The 20,303-nt window shown below is 45.1% G+C and carries 18 protein-coding genes; 11 read left to right on the plus strand and 7 right to left on the minus strand.

Features of this window, described 5'->3' with window-relative positions; all coding sequences use genetic code 11:
* The first annotated feature begins 1 nt into the window (after nt 1).
* Nucleotides 2–601 (plus strand): tRNA-uridine aminocarboxypropyltransferase, encoded by a 600-nt coding sequence (locus AB4589_RS10710; protein WP_372100378.1) that lies wholly within the window; start codon nt 2–4, stop codon nt 599–601.
* 26 nt (nt 602–627) lie between these two features.
* On the opposite strand, the gene AB4589_RS10715 is transcribed toward AB4589_RS10710, so the two are convergent.
* From AB4589_RS10715 to AB4589_RS10725, 3 genes are all read right to left on the minus strand, one after another.
* Nucleotides 628–1,971 carry an anti-phage deoxyguanosine triphosphatase gene (locus AB4589_RS10715; RefSeq protein ID WP_371707646.1) on the minus strand — a complete coding sequence of 448 codons (1,344 nt, stop codon included), beginning with the start codon at nt 1,969–1,971 and terminating at the stop codon, nt 628–630.
* Between the two features lie 54 nt (nt 1,972–2,025).
* Nucleotides 2,026–2,610 (minus strand): 5'-deoxynucleotidase, encoded by a 585-nt coding sequence (gene yfbR, locus AB4589_RS10720; RefSeq protein ID WP_009847276.1) that lies wholly within the window; start codon nt 2,608–2,610, stop codon nt 2,026–2,028.
* A gap of 331 nt (nt 2,611–2,941) precedes the next feature.
* Nucleotides 2,942–4,174: a pyridoxal phosphate-dependent aminotransferase gene (locus tag AB4589_RS10725; RefSeq protein WP_372100380.1), complete on the minus strand. Its 1,233-nt coding sequence runs from the start codon at nt 4,172–4,174 to the stop codon at nt 2,942–2,944.
* Between the two features lie 296 nt (nt 4,175–4,470).
* Here AB4589_RS10725 and AB4589_RS10730 point away from each other — a divergent pair, with 296 nt between their 5' ends.
* From AB4589_RS10730 to menE, 6 genes are all read left to right on the plus strand, one after another.
* Nucleotides 4,471–5,778, plus strand: coding sequence for an isochorismate synthase MenF (locus tag AB4589_RS10730; RefSeq protein ID WP_029222962.1), 1,308 nt, complete (start codon nt 4,471–4,473; stop codon nt 5,776–5,778).
* Complete coding sequence (gene menD, locus AB4589_RS10735; RefSeq protein ID WP_372100382.1) at nt 5,775–7,499, plus strand: 2-succinyl-5-enolpyruvyl-6-hydroxy-3-cyclohexene-1-carboxylic-acid synthase; 1,725 nt, start codon at nt 5,775–5,777, stop codon at nt 7,497–7,499. Before AB4589_RS10730 ends, menD begins: the two co-directional genes overlap by 4 nt.
* Before the next feature lie 9 nt (nt 7,500–7,508).
* Nucleotides 7,509–8,309, plus strand: coding sequence for a 2-succinyl-6-hydroxy-2,4-cyclohexadiene-1-carboxylate synthase (gene menH / locus AB4589_RS10740; RefSeq protein ID WP_372100384.1), 801 nt, complete (start codon nt 7,509–7,511; stop codon nt 8,307–8,309).
* Between the two features lie 102 nt (nt 8,310–8,411).
* Nucleotides 8,412–9,278: a 1,4-dihydroxy-2-naphthoyl-CoA synthase gene (menB, locus tag AB4589_RS10745; RefSeq protein WP_010439547.1), complete on the plus strand. Its 867-nt coding sequence runs from the start codon at nt 8,412–8,414 to the stop codon at nt 9,276–9,278.
* Nucleotides 9,279–9,353: 75 nt separating this feature from the next.
* Nucleotides 9,354–10,361, plus strand: coding sequence for an o-succinylbenzoate synthase (gene menC / locus AB4589_RS10750; RefSeq protein WP_372100386.1), 1,008 nt, complete (start codon nt 9,354–9,356; stop codon nt 10,359–10,361).
* A 52-nt stretch (nt 10,362–10,413) separates the two neighbouring features.
* Nucleotides 10,414–11,847, plus strand: coding sequence for an o-succinylbenzoate--CoA ligase (gene menE / locus AB4589_RS10755; RefSeq protein ID WP_372100388.1), 1,434 nt, complete (start codon nt 10,414–10,416; stop codon nt 11,845–11,847).
* 145 nt (nt 11,848–11,992) lie between these two features.
* Here the strand turns inward: menE and nagE are convergent, their stop codons facing one another.
* Entirely contained in the window at nt 11,993–13,438 is a 1,446-nt protein-coding gene (gene nagE, locus AB4589_RS10760) for an N-acetylglucosamine-specific PTS transporter subunit IIBC (protein WP_372100393.1), read from the minus strand.
* Nucleotides 13,439–13,631: 193 nt separating this feature from the next.
* On the opposite strand from nagE, the gene AB4589_RS10765 reads away from it, so the two are divergent.
* The gene (locus tag AB4589_RS10765; protein WP_017098789.1) at nt 13,632–14,510 is read left to right on the plus strand and encodes a LysR substrate-binding domain-containing protein; all 879 of its coding nucleotides are present in this window, start codon (nt 13,632–13,634) and stop codon (nt 14,508–14,510) included.
* A gap of 106 nt (nt 14,511–14,616) precedes the next feature.
* Nucleotides 14,617–14,781 (plus strand): hypothetical protein, encoded by a 165-nt coding sequence (locus tag AB4589_RS10770; RefSeq protein ID WP_372100389.1) that lies wholly within the window; start codon nt 14,617–14,619, stop codon nt 14,779–14,781.
* A 172-nt stretch (nt 14,782–14,953) separates the two neighbouring features.
* Here the strand turns inward: AB4589_RS10770 and AB4589_RS10775 are convergent, their stop codons facing one another.
* The 3 genes from AB4589_RS10775 to AB4589_RS10785 all read right to left on the minus strand — a co-directional run bounded on the left by AB4589_RS10775 (nt 14,954) and on the right by AB4589_RS10785 (nt 18,501).
* Entirely contained in the window at nt 14,954–15,874 is a 921-nt protein-coding gene (locus AB4589_RS10775; protein WP_029223440.1) for a YeiH family protein, read from the minus strand.
* A gap of 144 nt (nt 15,875–16,018) precedes the next feature.
* The gene (locus AB4589_RS10780) at nt 16,019–17,893 is read right to left on the minus strand and encodes an MFS transporter (protein ID WP_372100391.1); all 1,875 of its coding nucleotides are present in this window, start codon (nt 17,891–17,893) and stop codon (nt 16,019–16,021) included.
* A gap of 17 nt (nt 17,894–17,910) precedes the next feature.
* The gene (locus tag AB4589_RS10785) at nt 17,911–18,501 is read right to left on the minus strand and encodes a TetR/AcrR family transcriptional regulator (protein WP_012604487.1); all 591 of its coding nucleotides are present in this window, start codon (nt 18,499–18,501) and stop codon (nt 17,911–17,913) included.
* A 197-nt stretch (nt 18,502–18,698) separates the two neighbouring features.
* On the opposite strand from AB4589_RS10785, the gene AB4589_RS10790 reads away from it, so the two are divergent.
* Entirely contained in the window at nt 18,699–19,622 is a 924-nt protein-coding gene (locus AB4589_RS10790) for a Tim44 domain-containing protein (RefSeq protein WP_009847262.1), read from the plus strand.
* A 332-nt stretch (nt 19,623–19,954) separates the two neighbouring features.
* The gene (locus tag AB4589_RS10795; RefSeq protein ID WP_167855787.1) at nt 19,955–20,110 is read left to right on the plus strand and encodes a hypothetical protein; all 156 of its coding nucleotides are present in this window, start codon (nt 19,955–19,957) and stop codon (nt 20,108–20,110) included.
* Nucleotides 20,111–20,303 lie beyond the last annotated feature (193 nt).

Here is a 20,303-nt window from a genome sequence, read left to right on the forward strand (position 1 = left end):
CATGTCTCGTTATTGCCCCCAATGCAGCAAGGCTTTGAAAGCTTGTATTTGTCAGTGGGTTACACCACTCGAATCGAATGTTGAGCTTATCATTCTTCAGCACCCATCAGAAGAGCATCGCCCGATGGGAACTGCGCGTATCCTCTCGTTATCTCTAAATAACAGCGTGACGCTTGTCGGTGAAGATTTTTCAGACAACGAACAATTGAACGCATTGCTGGCCGATGAACATTACCAACATGTGATTTTATACCCAAGTGAAAACTCTGTTTCAGTTGAGTCGGCAACATCTCCAAATAAGAAGTTGCGTGTGATTTTATTGGATGGCACGTGGAAGAAGGCGTTCAAAATGTGGCAAGTATCGAGTAACTTGCATGCGCTGAATACGGTTCACTTGCCGAAAGATCTCAAGGGTAATTACCGAATTCGCAAAGCGCCAAGTGAAAACAGCCTTTCGACAGTAGAGGCGGGTTATCATCTGTTGAGCTTGTTAGAAAATGATCGAGACTTTAGCCCTCTGCTAACGGCATTTGACCGAATGATTCAGTTTCAAATCAATCAAATGCCACCGGGCGTGTTTGAGAAAAACTACTTAGATTAAGCTGTTTCAGTAAAGTGAGCCAGGAATTAAAACTCGGTATGAGCTGAGAACAGTTGCTGATGCATTTTCTGCGCAAGATCATCGGTCATTGATGAAATGTAATCCGCAATCACGCGCATTTTTCGAGACTCATCTTGATGTTGTAGCCATTGCTTCTTGATAGGTAGTGGCAGCAAGCGTTCAGGATCTGCGCTGAATGCTTCAAACATATCCATGATAATCTGCTGACCTTTATATTCGATCACTTGAACCTGTGGCACTTGAATCACGAACTCGCTGACAAAATGTTTCAGTTTGTCGAGTGTGGCGTCCATGCTCGGTTCAAGCACCGCATTGTAAGCAAGCAGTACATTCTCAAATCTAGCATCTACTCGTTCAATCGAAATACTGGTCAACAGTGCGTTGACTATCCCACCAATCGCATCCTTTCGACGATACTGCTCACCAGAGAAAAGCATCTCTGTGATTGAATCTAGGTGTTCACAAACCCAAGGGTCGGCCATCTCTTTAAGTTGAGGGTAAGCCGACTCGACCCATTGAGATTTGGTGACAGAGCCAAGCACAATCGCATCTTCTAAATCGTGCACGCCATACGCGATGTCATCAGCCAACTCCATAATCGAACAATCCAGCGACTTATATTTGGTCTTGTTATGTTCAAGAGGCTCGGTGTGTGTTTTTCTTTTCTGTTTTAGGAGCTGTTGGTCGCTGCTTGAAAGCGGTTCAAGCACCCAGTTAAAAAGTTCTTCATCATGATCGTAGATGCCTTTTGCTGGCATCCAATCTTTGGCTCGGAGCTGTCGTTGATGCTTAACAGGCTCAGACTGTAATTTAGCTTGAACCTCACTCAGCAGAGAAGGGTACTTAATCAGACCTAACAAAGTGCGTCGAGATAGGTTCATCCCGTGATGTTCAGTGTAAGGTTCTAGCTGCGTGACAATGCGAAATGTTTGAGCATTGCCCTCAAAGCCACCATGATCGCGCATCATATAGTTCAACGCGACTTCGCCACCGTGCCCATAAGGTGGGTGGCCAATGTCGTGAGCAAGACACAATGAATCAATCAAACTGTCTGAAGGCAACAAATCTCGAAACTCGGGCTGCTTTTTTTTCAGCTGGGCAACGATACCGGTACCTAGCTGAGCGGCTTCTAGCGAATGAGTAAGGCGAGTTCGGTGGAAATCGTTTACCGTGGTGCCATGAACTTGGGTTTTTGCTTGGAGGCGGCGAAAAGCGGCAGAGTGAAGCACCCGCGCACGATCGCGTTGATACGGGCTACGGTGGTCATCACGCCTTATTTTATGTTCATCGTCATTTCGATGTTGCCATTCTTGTTCGAGTTCAAATGGTGGTTCGAGTGGAGAATTCAAAATAGCACCTATCAAATTGATTTATTTAGCTAATTACACTCAACTTATACCCAGCTAGCTTATCTCGTCTAGTGATAATTCAAAGCTCGGCGCAAATGTGGTGAGAAAGTAGTCCATTTCCGGGCTTTTACGCTGTTCGAGAGTCTCTTCTAGTCGGCGTTTCGCTTGTTCGTACTCATGGTTGCCCGCACTGAGTTCCTCCAAACACTTGAGGTAAGCGCAGATAGTGTCGGCTTGCTTAACGATGCTTTGCTCTTCTTTGTTTGCTGTTCCAGATATCAAAAACGGGGAGAAGTCGTCTCGGAACTCTTCTGGCAGCATTGAAAGCAGTCTTTGCTCTGCTGCCGCTTCTATCTTCTTATACTCTTGTGCGATGTCTGGATTGTAGTATTTAACTGGCGTCGGTAAATCACCTGTTAGCACTTCACTGGTATCGTGGTACATGCCAAGCAGAGCAATGTGCTCGGGGTTGAGTTTGCCATCAAACTTCTTGTTTTTGATAAGCGCCAAGGCGTGGGCGACGAAAGCGACCTGTAGGCTATGCTCTGAAATGTTCTCGCTTGAGACTGAGCGCATCAAAGGCCAGCGTTGAATCAGCTTCATACGGGCAAGATGGGCGAAGAAATGGCTCTGTTTCATAAATGTCCTTATAGTACCAATCGTAGTAAATAACTGGTCATCCTAGCTTGTTAAAAAACTCGATAACTTTGTTAGAATTTTTGATTGTAGAATAACTACTTACCAAAAAATCCTGCCTTGTTCTCAAGTTTTTTCCCTGCGCTATTTCTGAACACTTACTTACTGTGATTGGTATAAGCAATGCTCCACTCGTATCTTGTGTTTGCACAGGGACACGAGACAGCGGATACAAAAAAGGCTCCCAAACAGGAGCCTTTTAAGCATAGAAGTGAATGAATACAAGTTAAAGTCTTTTAAAACAGCAAATTGTAGTCATAACTTTTTGCGTTAATTAATCGACTGTGAGCTCATCTTGGCTGTAAGTCTGTAAGAAGCGCTCTAGACGACCAATCGCGATTTCTAGGTCTTCGATATGTGGCAGAGTCACGATGCGGAAGTGATCCGGTTTTGGCCAGTTGAAGCCAGTACCTTGAACCAATAGCACCTTCTCTTGCTTAAGGAAGTCGAGCACAAACTTCTGATCGTCTTTGATGGCGTACATCTTGGTATCGATCTTAGGGAACAGGTACATTGCGCCTTTCGGTTTAACACAAGAAACGCCAGGGATCTTGTTGATCAGCTCCCATGCGCGGTCGCGTTGCTCAAGTAGTCGACCGCCTGGCAGAATCAGTTCATTAATACTCTGATAGCCGCCGAGCGCGGTTTGGATCGCGTGTTGCATTGGCACGTTGGCACACAAACGCATCGAGGCGAGCATTTCTAGCCCTTCAACGTAGCCTTTCGCTATGTGTTTTGGACCCGTTAAGAACATCCAGCCACCACGGAAACCACATACACGGTAAGCCTTAGACAGACCGTTGAATGTGACCATTAATACATCTTCGGCAAGCGTTGCAACTGAAGTGTGTACCGCACCGTCGTAAAGCACTTTGTCGTAGATTTCATCAGCGAAGATAATTAACCCATGCTCACGAGCAATTTCAACAACTTGTAATAGGAAATCACGGCTGTATACAGCGCCTGTTGGGTTGTTCGGGTTGATAAGAACGATGCCGCGAGTCTTTGGTGAGATCTTCGCACGCATGTCATCAAGGTCTGGGTACCAATCGGCATCTTCATCACACATGTAATGAACCGGTGTACCACCAGAAAGCGCAACAGACGCTGTCCATAGTGGGTAGTCTGGAGCGGGAACTAAGATTTCATCACCATTATCCAGTAGCGCCTGCATAGACATAACGATAAGCTCTGATGCGCCGTTACCAATGTAAACGTCTTCTACATCAAGGTTACGTAGGCCTTTTTTCTGGTAGTGCTGAACAACCGCTTTGCGGGCTGAATAGATGCCTTTTGAGTCGCAGTAACCTTGAGATGTCGGTAGGTTACGGATTACATCAACAAGGATTTCATCAGGGGCGTCAAAACCAAATGGGGCGGGGTTACCAATATTAAGCTTCAGTATTTTATGCCCTTCTTCTTCCATGCGCTTAGCATGTTTGAGTACAGGCCCCCTGATTTCGTAGCATACGCTGTTGAGTTTTGACGACATCCCGATATTTTGCATTGCCGATTTCCTGAAATTAATTTAAATACTTTATTAAAGTACCGCAAAATGACGTTTGATAGAATAAAAATCTGATGAATGTCGTATTTCAGTGTCACGTTTGGTCTTTTTGTTGTCACTCTTTTCTAAATTTTAATTAATCGCTTTCTTTGTTATTGGCTAAGGTGAATAAAGGGGCTAGATCGCTTAAAATCACACGAATGTTCAAAAGATATAGTAGATTCTTGATCTAAGTGGGTGCTGCCCATAAAGTATCAAACTAATATAATAATAATTTAGATGTGAACGAGGTCGATTTGTCACATTTCCAGCAAACTATCTCCGCTTTGATTGAGCGAGTACAAAATGCCCAAGCAAGTGAAGTTCGTTGTGTTGAAGTTCTAACGCAAAAACCATCGTTTGCATTTATAGAATGGCTTCATGCTCAACCGCTCTTTCCAAAGTTCTACTGGCAGTCACGTGATACTCGTGAAGAGGTCGTTGCGCTCGGGCAATTACATACTTTTTCTGATCCCGCTCCCGCGTACGCAATTCTTGGTGAAGACCAACGAATCTGGGGTGGGCGCTCGTTTGACGGGCACACCGCAAAAAACCGTCGTTGCATGGAATCGTTTTTCTTCCTTCCTCAGGTTGAACTGATCCGCTTTGACAAGACTTGGTCGTTAGCCGTCAACTTATCTCCTGATCGCGTTGCTTCTATTAATGCTCTAAATAAGCTTTCTGTCGAAGCGGCGATATTGGCCCCTTTGTCGGCGCACATTGAGCAGATTAACCACGTTCCAGAACGAGAGCAGTGGGGCAACCTTGTCGATAAAGTGCTGAAAGGCATTAGCGACGAAGAGTACAAAAAAGTCGTTTTAGCGCGTAAAACCACATTGCAACTCGATGCGCCAATCTGCGCGGCTCAGTTGCTTAAGGCCAGCTACCTGCAAAACCATCACAGCTTTCACTTTATGTTGGTATTGGATTCCAAACACAGCTTTATCGGCTCAACGCCAGAGCGTTTGTACAGTCGATATGGCACTGAGCTTGATACTGAAGCGCTTGCTGGAACCATTGGTCGCGGAGAAAACGCGACAGAAGATATGGAGTTAGCCAATTGGCTTTCTCAAGACAGTAAAAACCTCAATGAAAACCAGTATGTGGTCGACGACATTATTGAGCGTCTCACTCCTCATTCTCAAACGGTACACGTTGAAAAAGAGGCGCGCCTAGTGCGTTTGCGTAAGGTGCAACATCTTAAACGTAATATCCATGCTCAGCTCAATAACGGCGTCAATGGTGTGCAGTTGCTTGCTGCCTTACAGCCGACGGCTGCGGTAGCGGGTTTACCGCGCAAAGAAGCGATGGATTTCATACTTGAACATGAACCGTTTGCGAGAGGTTGGTATGCAGGCTCTGTTGGCTATATTAGCCATCAACGCGCTGAATTCTGTGTAGCGATTCGAAGTGCCTTGATTGTAAACGATCAAGTACAGCTGTTTGCGGGTGCGGGGATCGTGCCGGGATCCGTTGCTGAACATGAGTGGCAAGAGTTGAATAAGAAAATGTCGACTCTGCTCAGCTTAATTTCAGATCACCCACCTCTGGGTGTGGCGTCATGAATCACGACCAAGCCGTATTAAATAGAGTTTGGTGTCACACGTTACTTGAAGAGCTAGCCCGCAGCGGCGTTGAACATGTTTGTGTCGCGCCAGGCTCTCGCTCAACGCCGTTAACACTCGAAGCCGAAGCCAATCCAAAACTGACGCTGCACACGCACTTTGATGAGCGTGGGCTTGGTTTTCTTGCTTTAGGTTTAGCGAAAGCCAGCGATAAGCCAGTTGCTGTGATTGTCACCTCTGGTACTGCTGTTGCAAACCTTCTTCCTGCGACGGCTGAATCTGGGCTGACACGAGAAAAGCTGATTTTGCTGACCTCTGATCGACCTATCGATTTAGTCGACTGTGGCGCCAATCAAGCCATTCAACAACAGGGTATCTTTTCTTCCCATGTTGAAACTGCTTTAAATCTACCAAGTCCAACCACACAGATTTCATTGAATTGGCTTCTGACATCCGTTGATAACGCGCTAGCGAAACAACGCAATGTTGGCGGTGCGATTCATATCAACTGTCCGTTCCCTGAGCCTCTATATTCTGCGAATAGCGCGGAAATGTATGCGGAATACATATCCAGTATCTCTGGGTGGAAGTCGGGAACAGGTTGTTACAGCCAAACGTTTTTACCTAATCAAGTGAATACACAACCGATTGCTCCAGGTGAGTATCTTGGACATAAGGGTGTGGTTATTCTCGGTTCGCTCGATATTGAACAAGCGACAAAAGCTCAGCAGTTTGCTACTGCATTAGGCTGGCCAGTTTTTTGCGATCCTCAATCAGGTGTCACAAGTGATTGGAAACATTATGATCTATGGATGCAGAGTGACGTAGCGAAAGAACAACTTAACCAATGTGATTTCATCCTTCAGTTCGGTGAGCGCATTGTTTCTAAGCGCCTTAATCACTGGATTAAATCGCAAGCTTCATCATTCAGCTCGTCACAATACATTGTTGTGTCACCAGATACGCACCGTGTCAACCAAGATCATCTGCCTCAAACCCATATCGTCGTAAACATCGAACAATGGTTGTCTGAGCAGCATTTACCCACCTTGTTAGGTCAACATGCTGGCTGGGCTGCACCTTTGATAGAAATCGCGAATACGGTTCAACAATTGGCATTGGCGCAAATATCCAATAATGACCAGTTGACCGAGTTGAGCGTTGCAGTTGACTTGTCGACTAGACTTAAAGACAGAGAGTTGTTTGTGGGAAACAGCTTGATGGTAAGGCTGGTGGATATGCTGTCATCAATATCTGCAAATCAAGTTTACAGTAATCGTGGCGCATCGGGCATTGATGGCTTGGTAGCAACGGCTGCGGGTGTGGTGAAAGCCAACCAAAACCCCTTGATAATGTTGATTGGCGATACCTCTTTGCTTTACGACCTCAACTCACTGGCTCTGCTGACTCACAATGTAACGCCGATGGTGATTGTTGTGACCAACAATGATGGCGGTGCGATCTTTGACTTGTTGCCTGTTCCTGAGCAACAAAAACAATCTCTATATCAAATGCCCCATGGTTTCGGTTTTGAACATGCCGCTGCGCAATTCCAGCTTGGTTATGCGGCGCCAGAAACTTTGAATTGCTATCAAACGATTGTCGAACAACATTTCGAACAGGGTCAGGGTACCTTGCTCGTTGAAGTTAAGACGCCTCCCGAACAAGCGTCTACTTTGCTGAAACAATTCAGTTCAATGCTCACCGAGGCATTAGCCTAAGGACTTTACATGCTTTACTCCAATTATTACCCAGCTGTACAAGAATCTTCTGACAAACCTTTGCTTGTTTTTCTACATGGTTTACTCGGAAGCGGGGATGATTGGAGCGCATGTCATCCATATCTAGAGGACTTTCCTCGTCTTTGCATAGATTTGCCCGGGCACGGACAAAGTCGCTTTATCGATCCGGTAGGCTTTGATCATTGCTGCAAGAAAATCGTTCAGTGCATCACTTCTCAACTTGCTCTCAACGATCTTCCTGCGGATTACCCTATCGTGGTGATTGGCTACTCTATGGGTGGCAGGCTTGCCATGTACGGGGTGACAAGCCCTTGCTTCGAAACGCTCAATCTTGAGAAAGTCATTATTGAAGGTGGCAACTTTGGTCTGGAGCGTGATGAAGAACGAGCACAAAGGTTAGTACATGATACGCAATGGGCTGTCCGCTTTGCGCAGCAGTCGATTGAAGATGTTTTAGACGATTGGTATCAACAAAGCGTCTTTTCTTCACTAAATCATGAGCAAAGACAAACTTTGGTCATAAAGCGTAGTGGTAACCTTGGAGTATCCGTAGCAAATATGTTGTTATCTACTTCGTTAGCTAAGCAACCGGATTTACGTGCCACATTGAAATCTCATGAGCATCAATTGCATTATGTGTGTGGTGAAAAAGATCGTAAATTCATGGAGCTAGCTGAGAATAGTGGCTTTGAATATAGTCAGGTTGATTACGCTGGTCATAATGTTCATTTTGAGCAACCAGAGTTGTTTTCCAATCTGATCATCCAATGTGTCGCCAGTCGTCGTTAAACTGACTGAGCGGTTCTCTCGTATCAAGCGCTATCAAAAGCAGAGCAACACCGTCACGACTACTCGTTAGTCGTGGTCTCTAATAGAACAATGGGAATCACCATGGCTAAAACAGTAGGCATCACAGAAGAAGAACTTTACGCAGCAGTTAACTGGCGCGATGAAAGCAGTCAATTTGAAGATATTCAGTACCACAAGTCTGACGACGGTATTGCGAAAATCACGATTGCTCGTCCTCAAGTCCACAATGCGTTCCGTCCACAAACCGTAAAAGAGATGATCAATGCATTGGCTGATGCTCGTTATGACGAGAAGGTTGGCGTAATCATTTTGACGGGGCTTGGTGAGAAGGCGTTCTGTTCTGGTGGTGACCAAAGTATCCGTGGTGACTACGGCGGTTATCAAGATGATTCAGGTACACATCACCTGAACGTGCTTGATTTCCAACGTCAAATTCGTACTTGTCCAAAACCAGTAATCGCAGCGGTATCGGGTTGGGCCGTCGGTGGTGGTCATGTTCTTCACATGATGGCAGACCTTACCATTGCAGCTGAAAACGCTCAGTTCGGTCAGACAGGTCCTAAAGTAGGTTCATTCGATGGCGGTTGGGGTGCTTCTTACATGGCTCGTATCGTTGGCCAAAAGAAAGCGCGTGAAATCTGGTTCTTGTGTCGTTTCTACGATGCTCAAGAAGCATTGGACATGGGTCTAGTAAACACGGTCGTGCCCGTTGCCGACCTAGAAAAAGAAACGGTTCGTTGGTGTCGTGAGGTTCTTCAACACAGCCCAATGGCGCTGCGTTGCTTGAAAGCCGCACTAAACGCAGACTGTGACGGCCAAGCTGGTCTTCAAGAGTTGGCGGGTAACGCAACCATGATGTTCTACATGACAGAAGAAGGCCAAGAAGGCCGAAACGCATTTAACGAGAAGCGTCGACCTGATTTCGATAAATTTCCGCGTAACCCATAGTCTTTCTCTTCTTTAAAATGAGTCGCTAATAGCGGCTCGTTTTGTTTTGATGTTCCCCGTTTTTTAGGAAACTTTATGAACTCAGTGAATTCTCAGCGTCACGCTAAACTCTACCGTTATCAATTACCTATGGATAGTGGTGTGATTCTTCGTGACAATAAGTTGAACGAACGCGTTGGTTATATCATCCAACTTGAGTGTGATGGTAAAACTGGTTTTGGCGAAGTTGCACCTTTGCCAGGTTTTAGCCAAGAAGATGCTGAACAAGCTGGCATTCAGCTGCAACACGAATTAGAGCTTTGGAGCCACAATAACCCTCAAACGCCTTTTGATGAGTTATATCCTTCTGTTGCCTTCGGTTTTTCGATGGCGATGATGGAATTACGAGGCGAACTCAACGCTGAAGGTAACTACCAAGCGGCACCGTTGTGTACAGGCGATCCAGATGAATTGATCCCTGTGCTGAATGAGATGAAAGGCGAGAAGGTCGCCAAAGTAAAAGTCGGTCTTTATGAAGCGATTCGTGATGGCATGCTTGTCAGCTTATTCCTTGAGTCGATGCCTGATTTGACCCTAAGGCTTGATGCCAACCGCGCGTGGAAACCAGAGAAAGCGAAGCAGTTCATTAAATACATTTCGCCGTCACTGCGTCAGCGCATTAGCTTTATTGAAGAGCCTTGTCAGAAGCCAGAAGACAGCTTGGCCTTTGCCATCGACCACGGTGTGGCGATTGCGTGGGATGAGACACTACAAGAAGCGGTGCGAAGCCCTGAGTTTAATCTCAGCGATCTTACGGGTGTTAAAGCGGTAGTGATTAAACCAACCTTGATTGGTTCAGTAGAGCGTTGTGTTGCTATCATTGAACGCGCTCAGCAACTTGGTATTAAACCTGTACTAAGCTCAAGCATAGAGTCTAGCCTTGGCTTAACTCAGATTGCTCGATTGGCACAACAGTACTTACCTAATGAAGTTCCAGGGCTTGATACGATTGGCTTGTATCAGCAACAGCTAGAAGTCTCTTGGCCGGGTTGTCAGCTTCCAGTTTCAACGCTTGAACAACAGCAATTGATTTGGTCTTCTTAGGCTGCTCGTTCGATTGGCTTAGACCGTTCTCAATCTATAACTTGGTTATCTTATGATGCGCCCACAATCTAATCCTCACCCGCTCTGGGTACAGTGGGCGCAGCAGAACCCACATCAAACAGCGTTAGTGATTCCTAACCGCGCTTACACTTGGCAGCAAGTGTCTGTGCTGGTGAGTGAGTACCAACAACAGCTATCTCATCAAGGCTTATCTGCAGGTGATGTACTGACGATTGTCGGTAAGAACCAAGCTGAAGTGATTCCGGTTTATCTTGCCGCACTCAATTTGGGTGTGGTTTGTGCGTTTACCATGCCTCAGCCGAAAGCTCGTTTAACACAGAAGCTTGAATCCCTCTATGGTCAGCTAGACAGACGTTACCTTTGGCTATTAGATAGCTGTGGGTTAGATCATTCTGATGCTGTTGACCTTAAGACTGTATTGGTGACGTTACCTTGCTTGAACGAAGTTAAGGTCGATGGTGATGACAAACCAACAACACCGCAAAATCCTAACTTTAATCCTCAATCTTTAGCGAGCATCGTATTCACTTCTGGCTCTACCGGAAACCCGAAAGCGGTGGCTCACACGTTGCAGCAACACTTATGTTCAGCTCAGGGTTTACTAGACGTTTTCAACTTTGAACAAGCTGACACTTGGTTGCTTAGCTTACCGATGTACCATGTGTCGGGATTGGCGATTGTCCATCGTTGGTTGGCAGCTGGTGGCTGCGTCAAAATAGGGTCAGGTAAGCTTGAGTCAGACATCGAAGGTTGCAGTCATGCCTCTTTAGTGGCTACTCAATTACATAGATTATTACTGAGTAAGCAAGCACTTACTTTAACTCATGTGCTTTTAGGCGGTAGCCATATCCCAGAAGCGCTAGGGCTTGAAGCTCAACAAATGGGCATTGAAACTTGGCTTGGATACGGTATGACAGAAGCGGCTTCAACAGTGACCGCGAAGCCAGTCGATTCTAGTAATACTGCAGGTTTTGTTCTCGACCAACGCCAGTTAAAAATTAAAGATCAACGTATCTTTATTGGCGGCAATACGCTTGCTTCTGGTTACTACTATCAGGGTGAGGTTACGCCGTTGGTGGATGAGAACGGTTGGTTCGACAGTAAAGACCTCGGCGAATGGGATGGCGAACAAGTGTCGATCATTGGTCGTGCTGATAATCAGTTTATTTCTGGGGGAGAGAATATCCACTGTGAAGAAATTGAACGAGCACTGAATCAGTTATCTTTAATCAATCAGGCGTTTATCGTTCCAATTGAAGATGATGAGTTCGGGTTTCGACCTGTCGCTATTGTGGATTGTACGGATTTACCAACCAAAGAGTGGTTTGCTGAGCAATTGAATGGCCGTCTTGAGCGGTTCAAATTTCCTATCGAGTACTACCGCATGCCAGAGCTAGAACAACAGGGTATTAAGGTTTCACGCGCAGGGTTGTCACAGTGGTTACAGCAGATACGTTCTAAATAGAACTGAGAACAATAAAACGAAGCGCAATACACGGTGACTAGTCGTAATTGCGCTTCAGGGGGTTGTGACGGTGGTGAAGCCATCACAAATTCTTAATATTTTATCTGGTTATTAAGGGTTTTATCTTTGCATCTGGCTGTTTAGCTTAAGCGAGTGCCTTCTTCATTTGTTCAGCAACCTTATCTACCTTACCTAAACCTATAATGACTTGTAGGCCACCCTTTCCGATAGGAACAACGCCTGCAGCACCTAGTTTTTTCAGTTTGTCACTGTCTGCTGCTGACGAGTCTTTTACTGTTAAGCGTAAGCGAGTAATACAGTTGTCCACTTCTAGAATGTTGTCTGCACCACCAATAGCTTCGATGTAGTTGTTGGTTAGACTAACTAACGCTTCTGGAGATTCGGCCTCGCCTTCTGCTTCCATCTCTTCACCACGACCCGGAGTACGGAGATTGAACTTAATGATAGCGAAACGGAAAATACCGTAGTAAAGCGCGAAGAACACCACACCTTGAACTAATAACATGTACCAGTTAGTCGCTAACGGGTTTTGGCTTGATAGCACTAAGTCAACAAAGCCTGCAGAGAAGCCGAAGCCTGCCATCCATTCCATGCTTGCTGCAATGTAAAGCGACAGACCTGTTAACACAGCGTGCACTAGGAACAATACAGGTGCTAGAAACATAAAGCTGAACTCTAGAGGCTCAGTGATGCCTGTGAAGAACGAAGCCATTGCTGCGGCAAGCATGATTGCGAATACTTGGTTCTTGTTTTTCGCGTCAGCGCAGTGGTACATCGCCAATGCTGCTGCTGGTAAACCAAACATCATGATAGGGAAGAAGCCTGCTTGGTACATGCCAGTTTTACCCGGAATACCCGTACCGTTAGCGATAGATTGTGCACCGCCGAGGAAGTTTGGAATATCGTTAATACCCACAACGTCGAACCAGAACACAGGATAAAGGGCGTGGTGCATACCAACGGATAGGAACAAACGGTTGAAGAAACCAAACAGACCGGCACCAACTGCGCCCATGCTTTCTAGTTTAATTCCTAGAACGATCAGAGCATCGTAAACAGCAGGCCAGATGTATAGCAGAGCAAAAGAGAGCGCCATACCTGCGATTGAGGTAAGGATAGGAACCAAACGCTTACCGCTGAAGAAAGCTAAAGCTTGAGGAAGCTCAACGGTGGAGTAGCGGTTATAGATTTCAGCGGAAATAATACCGACAATGATACCCACAAATTGGTTGCTGATTTTTCCGAATGCCGCTGGTACTTCACTTAACTCAACATCCATCAATTGAGCAACTGAGCCGGGAGCAAGTAGCGTGGTCACGACTAGGAACATCACAAAACCAGACAGTGCCGCAGAACCATTCTTATCACGGCTTAAATCAAAGGCAACACCCACCGCGAACAGAACCGCCATGTTGTCGATGATCGCACCACCTGATTTGATCAAAAATGCGGCCAGAATACTCTCTGAACCCCAACCAACAGGATCCAACCAGTAGCCGATCCCCATAAGGATTGCTGCAGCTGGCAGTGTGGCTACGGGAACCATCAATGCCTTACCTACTTTTTGCATATACCCAAGTATATTCATACGTGCCCCTAAGTTTGTAATTAATTTTTTTAATGTTTCTGCTCGTCAACGTATGGAGTTAAATATTGATCGAGGCAGGGTTTTAAGTAACTGCGGCTATTAGAAACTTATTTCTTAATGCAAACAAACGAAACGGGTAGTACTATGAATTAAAATTTTTAATGCATGAGTTCGTATGGCTAATCATCAATCTTTACTGAGAAATCTTCATACATTTAATGTCGCCGCCGAGAAGATGAGCTTTACGTTAGCCGCGAAAAAGTTGCATCTGACTCAGGGAGCCGTTAGCCATCGAATCAAAGTGTTGGAAGGAGAACTTGGGTTTAATTTGTTTGTACGCGGGACTCGTAAGCTGGAGCTGACCGAAGAAGGGCAACGCTTTCAACGCACGTTATCCAAGTCGTTGAGCTCTATTTTTGGCGAGATCGAAGACATTACCAACACAGACTTGTACGGTCAGATCAATATCGGTACCAGTCCTGCCTTTGCTAACAGTTGGTTGCTACCAAGGCTAGCTGATTTCAAACAGCGATACCCAAAGTTCAACCTCAATATTTTCTCTCAAGAAGAGCAAGACTTTCATCAAAATCATCTCGATGTCGCCATTTACTATGGTGCTGAAGATCTAAAAGACATGCATCGACAGCGTCTGTTTGGTGAAAAGTATATTCCGGTATGTACGCCGAGTTATGCCGCTGAACACGATATCTTTGATGATGGTTTAGAGTCGTTACACCGGATTAATTTCATTCATGCACTAGGCTCTGATGTGTGGCAGCGTTGGATTAAGCACAATCAACTCGATGTAAATCTGTTTGAGCAGTTTTATTGTGTGAGCCACCGAGACATGGGCGTGCAGAGTGCTCTGCATAATATCGGTGTGGCAATGGGGCGCTATCATTTTGTTAAGCCGTACATTGAGACTGGTGAGCTCATAACGCCTTATCCAAGTATGGATACTGATAAAGGATACGAATTGATCTGTCCGTTAGGCACTGAAAAGCGACCTAAGGTAAGAACGTTTATTAAGTGGCTAGAGGGGCAGTTACGCTAGGTTAGTTAATTTAGCAATTAGATAGTTCAAAACAGAATTTATTATCTTTATAACCAGCCATCATAATAAGCTCTATAAATAACGGATTATAGAATAAGGTCTTATTATGAAAGTTGCCCTCATCATTGCGGTTTTGCTGCAGATAGGCCAAGCGGTCACTTCGTCAGGGTTGACTCGTTCATTGGCTGAACTCACTGCATTTGTACTGGTTGTGGTACTTGTTTTAATGAAAAGAGAGAGCAAGAAGAATGATAAGCCCCTGTTTGATTAGCGATTGTTGTAACAAAGAATATCTTTACTACAAACGATATTTTCACTAAAAACGATAGGGGCAAAGCCCATTAGAGCTTTGCCTTTTTGTTTTGTTGCTCGTTAATCTAAGTGTCTAGGTAACCAAACACCACCTAAAGCGTTTCTTTACGTATTAGGTGTAATTAGGCGGATTAAGCGAGAGTTAACCACGCTAATGAGCCTGTCGAAATCATCGTCCACATTGTAATACCAAACATCAATGGCTTCGGCCCTGCAGCTTTAAGCTTCTCTACTGAAATACCGCAACCAATCAAGAATAGACACACCACCAATGCACGCTTAGACACATCAAAGATACCTTGATAGACCATCTCAAATTGTGGCAGCAAGTCACTAACAGCAATAGCAGCGCAATAGAAGAAAATGAAGTAAGGAATCGTAATCTTCTTTTGATCGTTCTTGAAGATCATTGCACTGACTAACGCGATTGGGATAATCCAAAGTGCGCGAGCGAGCTTCAATGTGGTTGCTGTGGTCAGTGCTTCTTCGCCATATGCTGATGCTGCGCCGACTACAGAGGAAGTATCATGAATCGCGATGGCAGCCCATGTTCCGAAAGTTTGTTGGCTTAACTCTAGTGCATGGCCAATCATTGGGAACAAGAAAAGGGCGACCGAGTTCAACACAAATACAGTGGCTAACGCCAAGCCAATCTGTTCATCATCAGCTTTGATGGCCGGTGCTACGGCGGCAATGGCGCTACCACCACAAATTGCGGTACCAGAAGAGATAAGGTAACCCGTGGTGCGATCTAATCCCATGCGTTTTGCCAAGAACCAACCAATGACCAAGGTACCAATAATCGTCGTGACAATGAGGCCAATACCATCGCCTGTGACCGCTAATGCTTTCTCAAACTGAATGCCAAAACCTAAGCCGACAATCGAGTAGGCCAGTAGCTTTTTGGTGAGTTTGCCCACTTCTAGATGCTCAGGGACTAAACCTAAGCTCGCAAGAAGGAAGCCGATCACGAGTGCCGTCGGTGAACTCACCCATGGGGTTAAGCAAAACAGAGCAGCAAGATAAAATGGAACAGACTTTTTTAGATTCATTATATTTAATTCGTCGCGTCTAGTATTGGCAGCGTAGTGGAAGACTATACGCTTAACGCAATGGTAAGTAAGTCTAAATGAATTGAACAAACGTTAAGTAAAACTAAACGTTTGTTCAGCTGATATGAATAAAGGCTTGGTTATTTAGCGTAGTGAGCCGCGAAGATCAGAGACTGACTGTCGAAGCGTGTCGCATGAAGCTTCCTTGGCTAGCATAGGTTCGGCAGCTTCTATCTCTAACTTGGCCCTGAAACGGGTGGGTAGTCCCTTGAAAGCTTGACCTTTATAACGACTGAAGTAACTGCCCCATAACCCTTTAAGTGCCATTGGAATCACAGGTACAGGAGATCGTTTGATAATCAGCTCCATGCCACGCATGAATTCGGCTACTTCGCCATCAGCGGTTAGCTTGCCTTCAGGGAAAATACACACGATGTGCCCTTCATCTAGGGCACGTTCAACTTCTTTGAAAGCGTTTCTAATCGAGTTTCGGTTGGTTGCGGAGATTGGAATAACTCCTGCTCTTTTTAAGAATCGACGTAGTGGAGGCAGCTTGGCGTAATCCTCTTCCATCACAAACCGAATCAAGCGAGGGCAAACCGCACTCAGAAGCAGTGCATCCATATAACTCACATGGTTGCAAACGATCAGTGCGCCGCCATTCTCTGGAAGATGGTGTAAGTTCTTGTGCTTAACTCGGTACATGGTGTGAGTGACCACCCATGTAAAGAAACGGAAAGCGTAGATAGGCACCTGATAAAACAGGTACAGCATAACCAAAGTATTCCCTATCGCGAGCAACACAAATAGTTGTGGAATAGAAAGATCGAGAACACTCAGGCAAACAATACCTAAAACGGCGCTTCCCACCATGAATAGTGAATTGTAGATGTTGAGCCCGGCAATCACTTGAGCGCGTTCATCTGGTTTCGCTCGTAACTGCATCAGAGAATACAGAGGAACAATGAAGATACCGCCAGAGACACCCAAGAGCAGAAGATAAGCAAACAGCGGCCACAGCTCTGAATACGTCACGAATTGATGGAAAGAAGTAAATTCAGGCAAGGACTCAGGAATGGATATCGCCATCAATAGCCCAAAAATCGACATACCTAGGCTACCCATTGGTACGATGCCGATTTCAATTCTGTGATTTGATAACTTATCGCAAGCCAAAGAACCTATCGCAATACCGACCGAGAATAGAGCTAACAAAAAGGCAACCGAGCTTTCAGTGCCGTTCAAGTGGAGCTTTGTGAAGTTTGGAAACTGAGTTAGGTAAGCAGCGCCAAGGAACCAGAACCAGCTGATAGACATCAGTGCTTGAAACGTTGGGCGATCTTTTTTGGCAATCGCCAGTGTCGCGCGGGTTAGCTTTACTGGCTGCCACTTCACTTTCAGATCTGGTGCGTTACTTGGCGCTTGTGGAATAAAGCAGCTTGATACATAGCCAAACACGGCGAAAGAAACAATACATACCGCAGCAATGAGCTTCGCGCTTTCTTCAGATGCAATAATACCGGCACCAAGAGTACCAATAAGGATGGCTAAGAATGTGCCGGTTTCGACTAAAGCGTTGCCGGATACCAGCTCTTTTGTTTCTAACTGTTGTGGAAGCAGTGCGTATTTCACCGGGCCAAAGAAGGCACTTTGCGTTCCCATTAGGAACAGAAGTAGGAGTAGTATCCCGTAGCTTTCGTAGATAAACCCGATCGCGCCCAGTGACATGATCGCCACTTCAAGGAGCTTAACTTTACGTATAAACCAAGATTTTTCGTATTTGTCAGCCAGTACACCAGCCAAAGCAGAAAACAGGAAGAAGGGCAGAATAAAAAGACCAGCGGCCAAATTAATGAATAGATTGCTGGAAATAGGCAGCGTATCTACGCTTGCGAAAGCAACAAACAGTAACAGAACATTTTTGAATATGTTGTCATTAAAGGCGCCTAGAAATTGAGTAATAAAGTAGGGTAGGAACCTTTTTTGAGTTAACAGCGAAGATTGGCTGCTGTTGTTCATTGTCTTTCCTTGAATGATTACCAGTTGGTTAAGTAGTTTGAGATTAGGTTATTGATCAACTCTTTACCATCGATAGGTTCAGAGGCGAAAAATTTATCATCAACGCTAAGTAGAGTAATTCCATGTACGCCAGACCATAATACACGGCTGGCTTTAATGACTTCGCTTTCTGTGTGTTCAGGAGCAATAGCTACCAGCAATTGCTCTAACATACCTGTCATTCTATCAATACGGTTCGATTGCCATTCAGGAAGGTTTTCACCATTCATGTTGTGCTCAAAGATAAGCTGCCAACGGTGAGGGTGTTTTTGTGCAAAATCGTGATAGCAGTATGCAAGATTAAAAAGAGCCTGTTGAGGGTTGCTCGATTGTTCAACAGCAGAAGCAGATTGGGACGACAGTTCATCTAATGTTTGAGCAACAACGTGTAAAAGGAGTAGGTTGTAGTTACCAAATACATTCACCAAGGTGCTAGGGACATAGCCAATCATATTGGCAATTTTACGTAGACTTAGCTCGTGATAAGAGTGCTCTTCTAAGAAGTCGGTTACCGTCTTTAAGGTTAATTGCACTAATTGTTCGCGAGTATGATCGTTTCGTCTTGCCATGAGTACTTTCTATTAAATGAACATCGTTCAATATTTTAATGCTGCCCCAGAGTGCCGTCAATCCCTTCGCTAGTTTAGTAATCAATTAATAGCCGCAATATTATGATACATGTGTAAACGTCGTGAATATTTCATTGTTCTTTGTTAACGAGTATGATTAAGGTGTCGAAAGATAAAAAAACCTATAAAGGATAATAATGAAACGATTTTTCTCACTAGTCGCGATCTTGTTGGTAACAGTCGCGGTGACGCCAATCGCGGAAGCGAAAAAGTTTGGTGGTGGTAAGTCATTTGGCAAAAGCTTTAAAACGGCTCCAGCACCAAAACAACAAAACACAAATTCGATCCGACAAGATCAAACGGGCAAGAAAACAGCAGCAGCTAACTCTAGCAAGAAAGGCCTTATGGGCGGTCTGCTAGGTGGTTTACTTGCTGGTGGTCTTTTAGCTGCATTCTTTGGTGGCGCATTTGAAGGTATCCAGTTCATGGATATTCTGATCATGGGTCTGATTGCTTTCCTAGCGTTTAAATTCCTACGCGGAATGCTGGGTGCGAAGCAGGGCTCAATGAATCAGCAGAATGCACGTGGTCAACAGCCAGCATTCGGCGGCATGGGTCAGAACAAGTTTGAACAACCTAAGCAACAACCAAATGTTCATAACTTCGAGCAAGCACAGCCTCAATCACAACCCCATTCGCAAAATAGCGCTGGTGGTTTCGGTTTTGGTGCACAAAGCGATGTTCCACATAACTACCCACCAGGTTTTGATCAAGCGGCATTCATCAACGGTTCTCGTGAGCACTACCGTACACTGCAAGGTGCATGGAATCACAACGAGCTAAACACGATTGAAGAATACGTATCTCCAAGCCTATTTGAAGACCTAAAAGCTGAGCGTAACAAGCTAGACGGTGATCAGCACACAGACGTAATGTACGTTGATGCTGAAATCGTTCGCGCAGACCACGATGGTAGTAAAGCACAGCTAAGCCTTCAGTTTAGCGGTCGCTACCGTGACACCGCAGACGGCATTGAAGAAGATATCACTGATATCTGGCACTTAGAGCGTGACCTAACGACTCAAAATGCACCTTGGTTAATTGTTGGTATTCAAGGTTAATTCCAGGATTTAACTCAACATCAATAGGATGTAGTTATTCGGAATGACACCAAATAATTGAAAGCCCCTGCTGAGAAATCAGCAGGGGCTTTTTTGTGTCTAATGATATGTATCTATAAGTCGCAGCAGGGAAATTGGCTTTGAGCTTTTTTTGGGTGGGGGGAAGGGGTTTTGATTCAAGGAACAATGCCAATATGACGAAACGTGCGGAATCGACAAAGAACATGAGTAGCGGAAATGTGTCATCACGACAAATATTAAGAGATGTATCTTGCTCAAAGGTTGGATTAACCTGAGACTAACTAATTGATTCTATTTGGATGTGATGAGTAATGACCAAGTTCTTTGAACCCGTATTGGAGCCTGAGATTACTTTGCAGCAGAAACAGAGAATGGCGAATGAATGCCAAGAACATGTATCGACCAATTGCTTAGGCTGCGCTGCTTATCTGGCTTGTCAGCGTCATGCAGAAGTATGGGAACACTGATGTTTGAATGGGCTAGATCGCTTAGCCTTTCTTGGGTTGTAACGGGTTAGTGTTTAGGAAGTTGAGGACCGTGTTTAGAAAGATAAGTTTAGAAAGACACGTTTAGAAGGATACATAGCTCAGAAACGAAAAAAGCCAACTCAATGAGTTGGCTTTTCGATTTTCCAATTAAGGAGAATATGGTGGAGGGAGA

This window comes from Vibrio sp. 10N.222.49.A3 (assembly GCF_041475145.1).
Classification (GTDB): domain Bacteria; phylum Pseudomonadota; class Gammaproteobacteria; order Enterobacterales; family Vibrionaceae; genus Vibrio; species Vibrio tasmaniensis_A.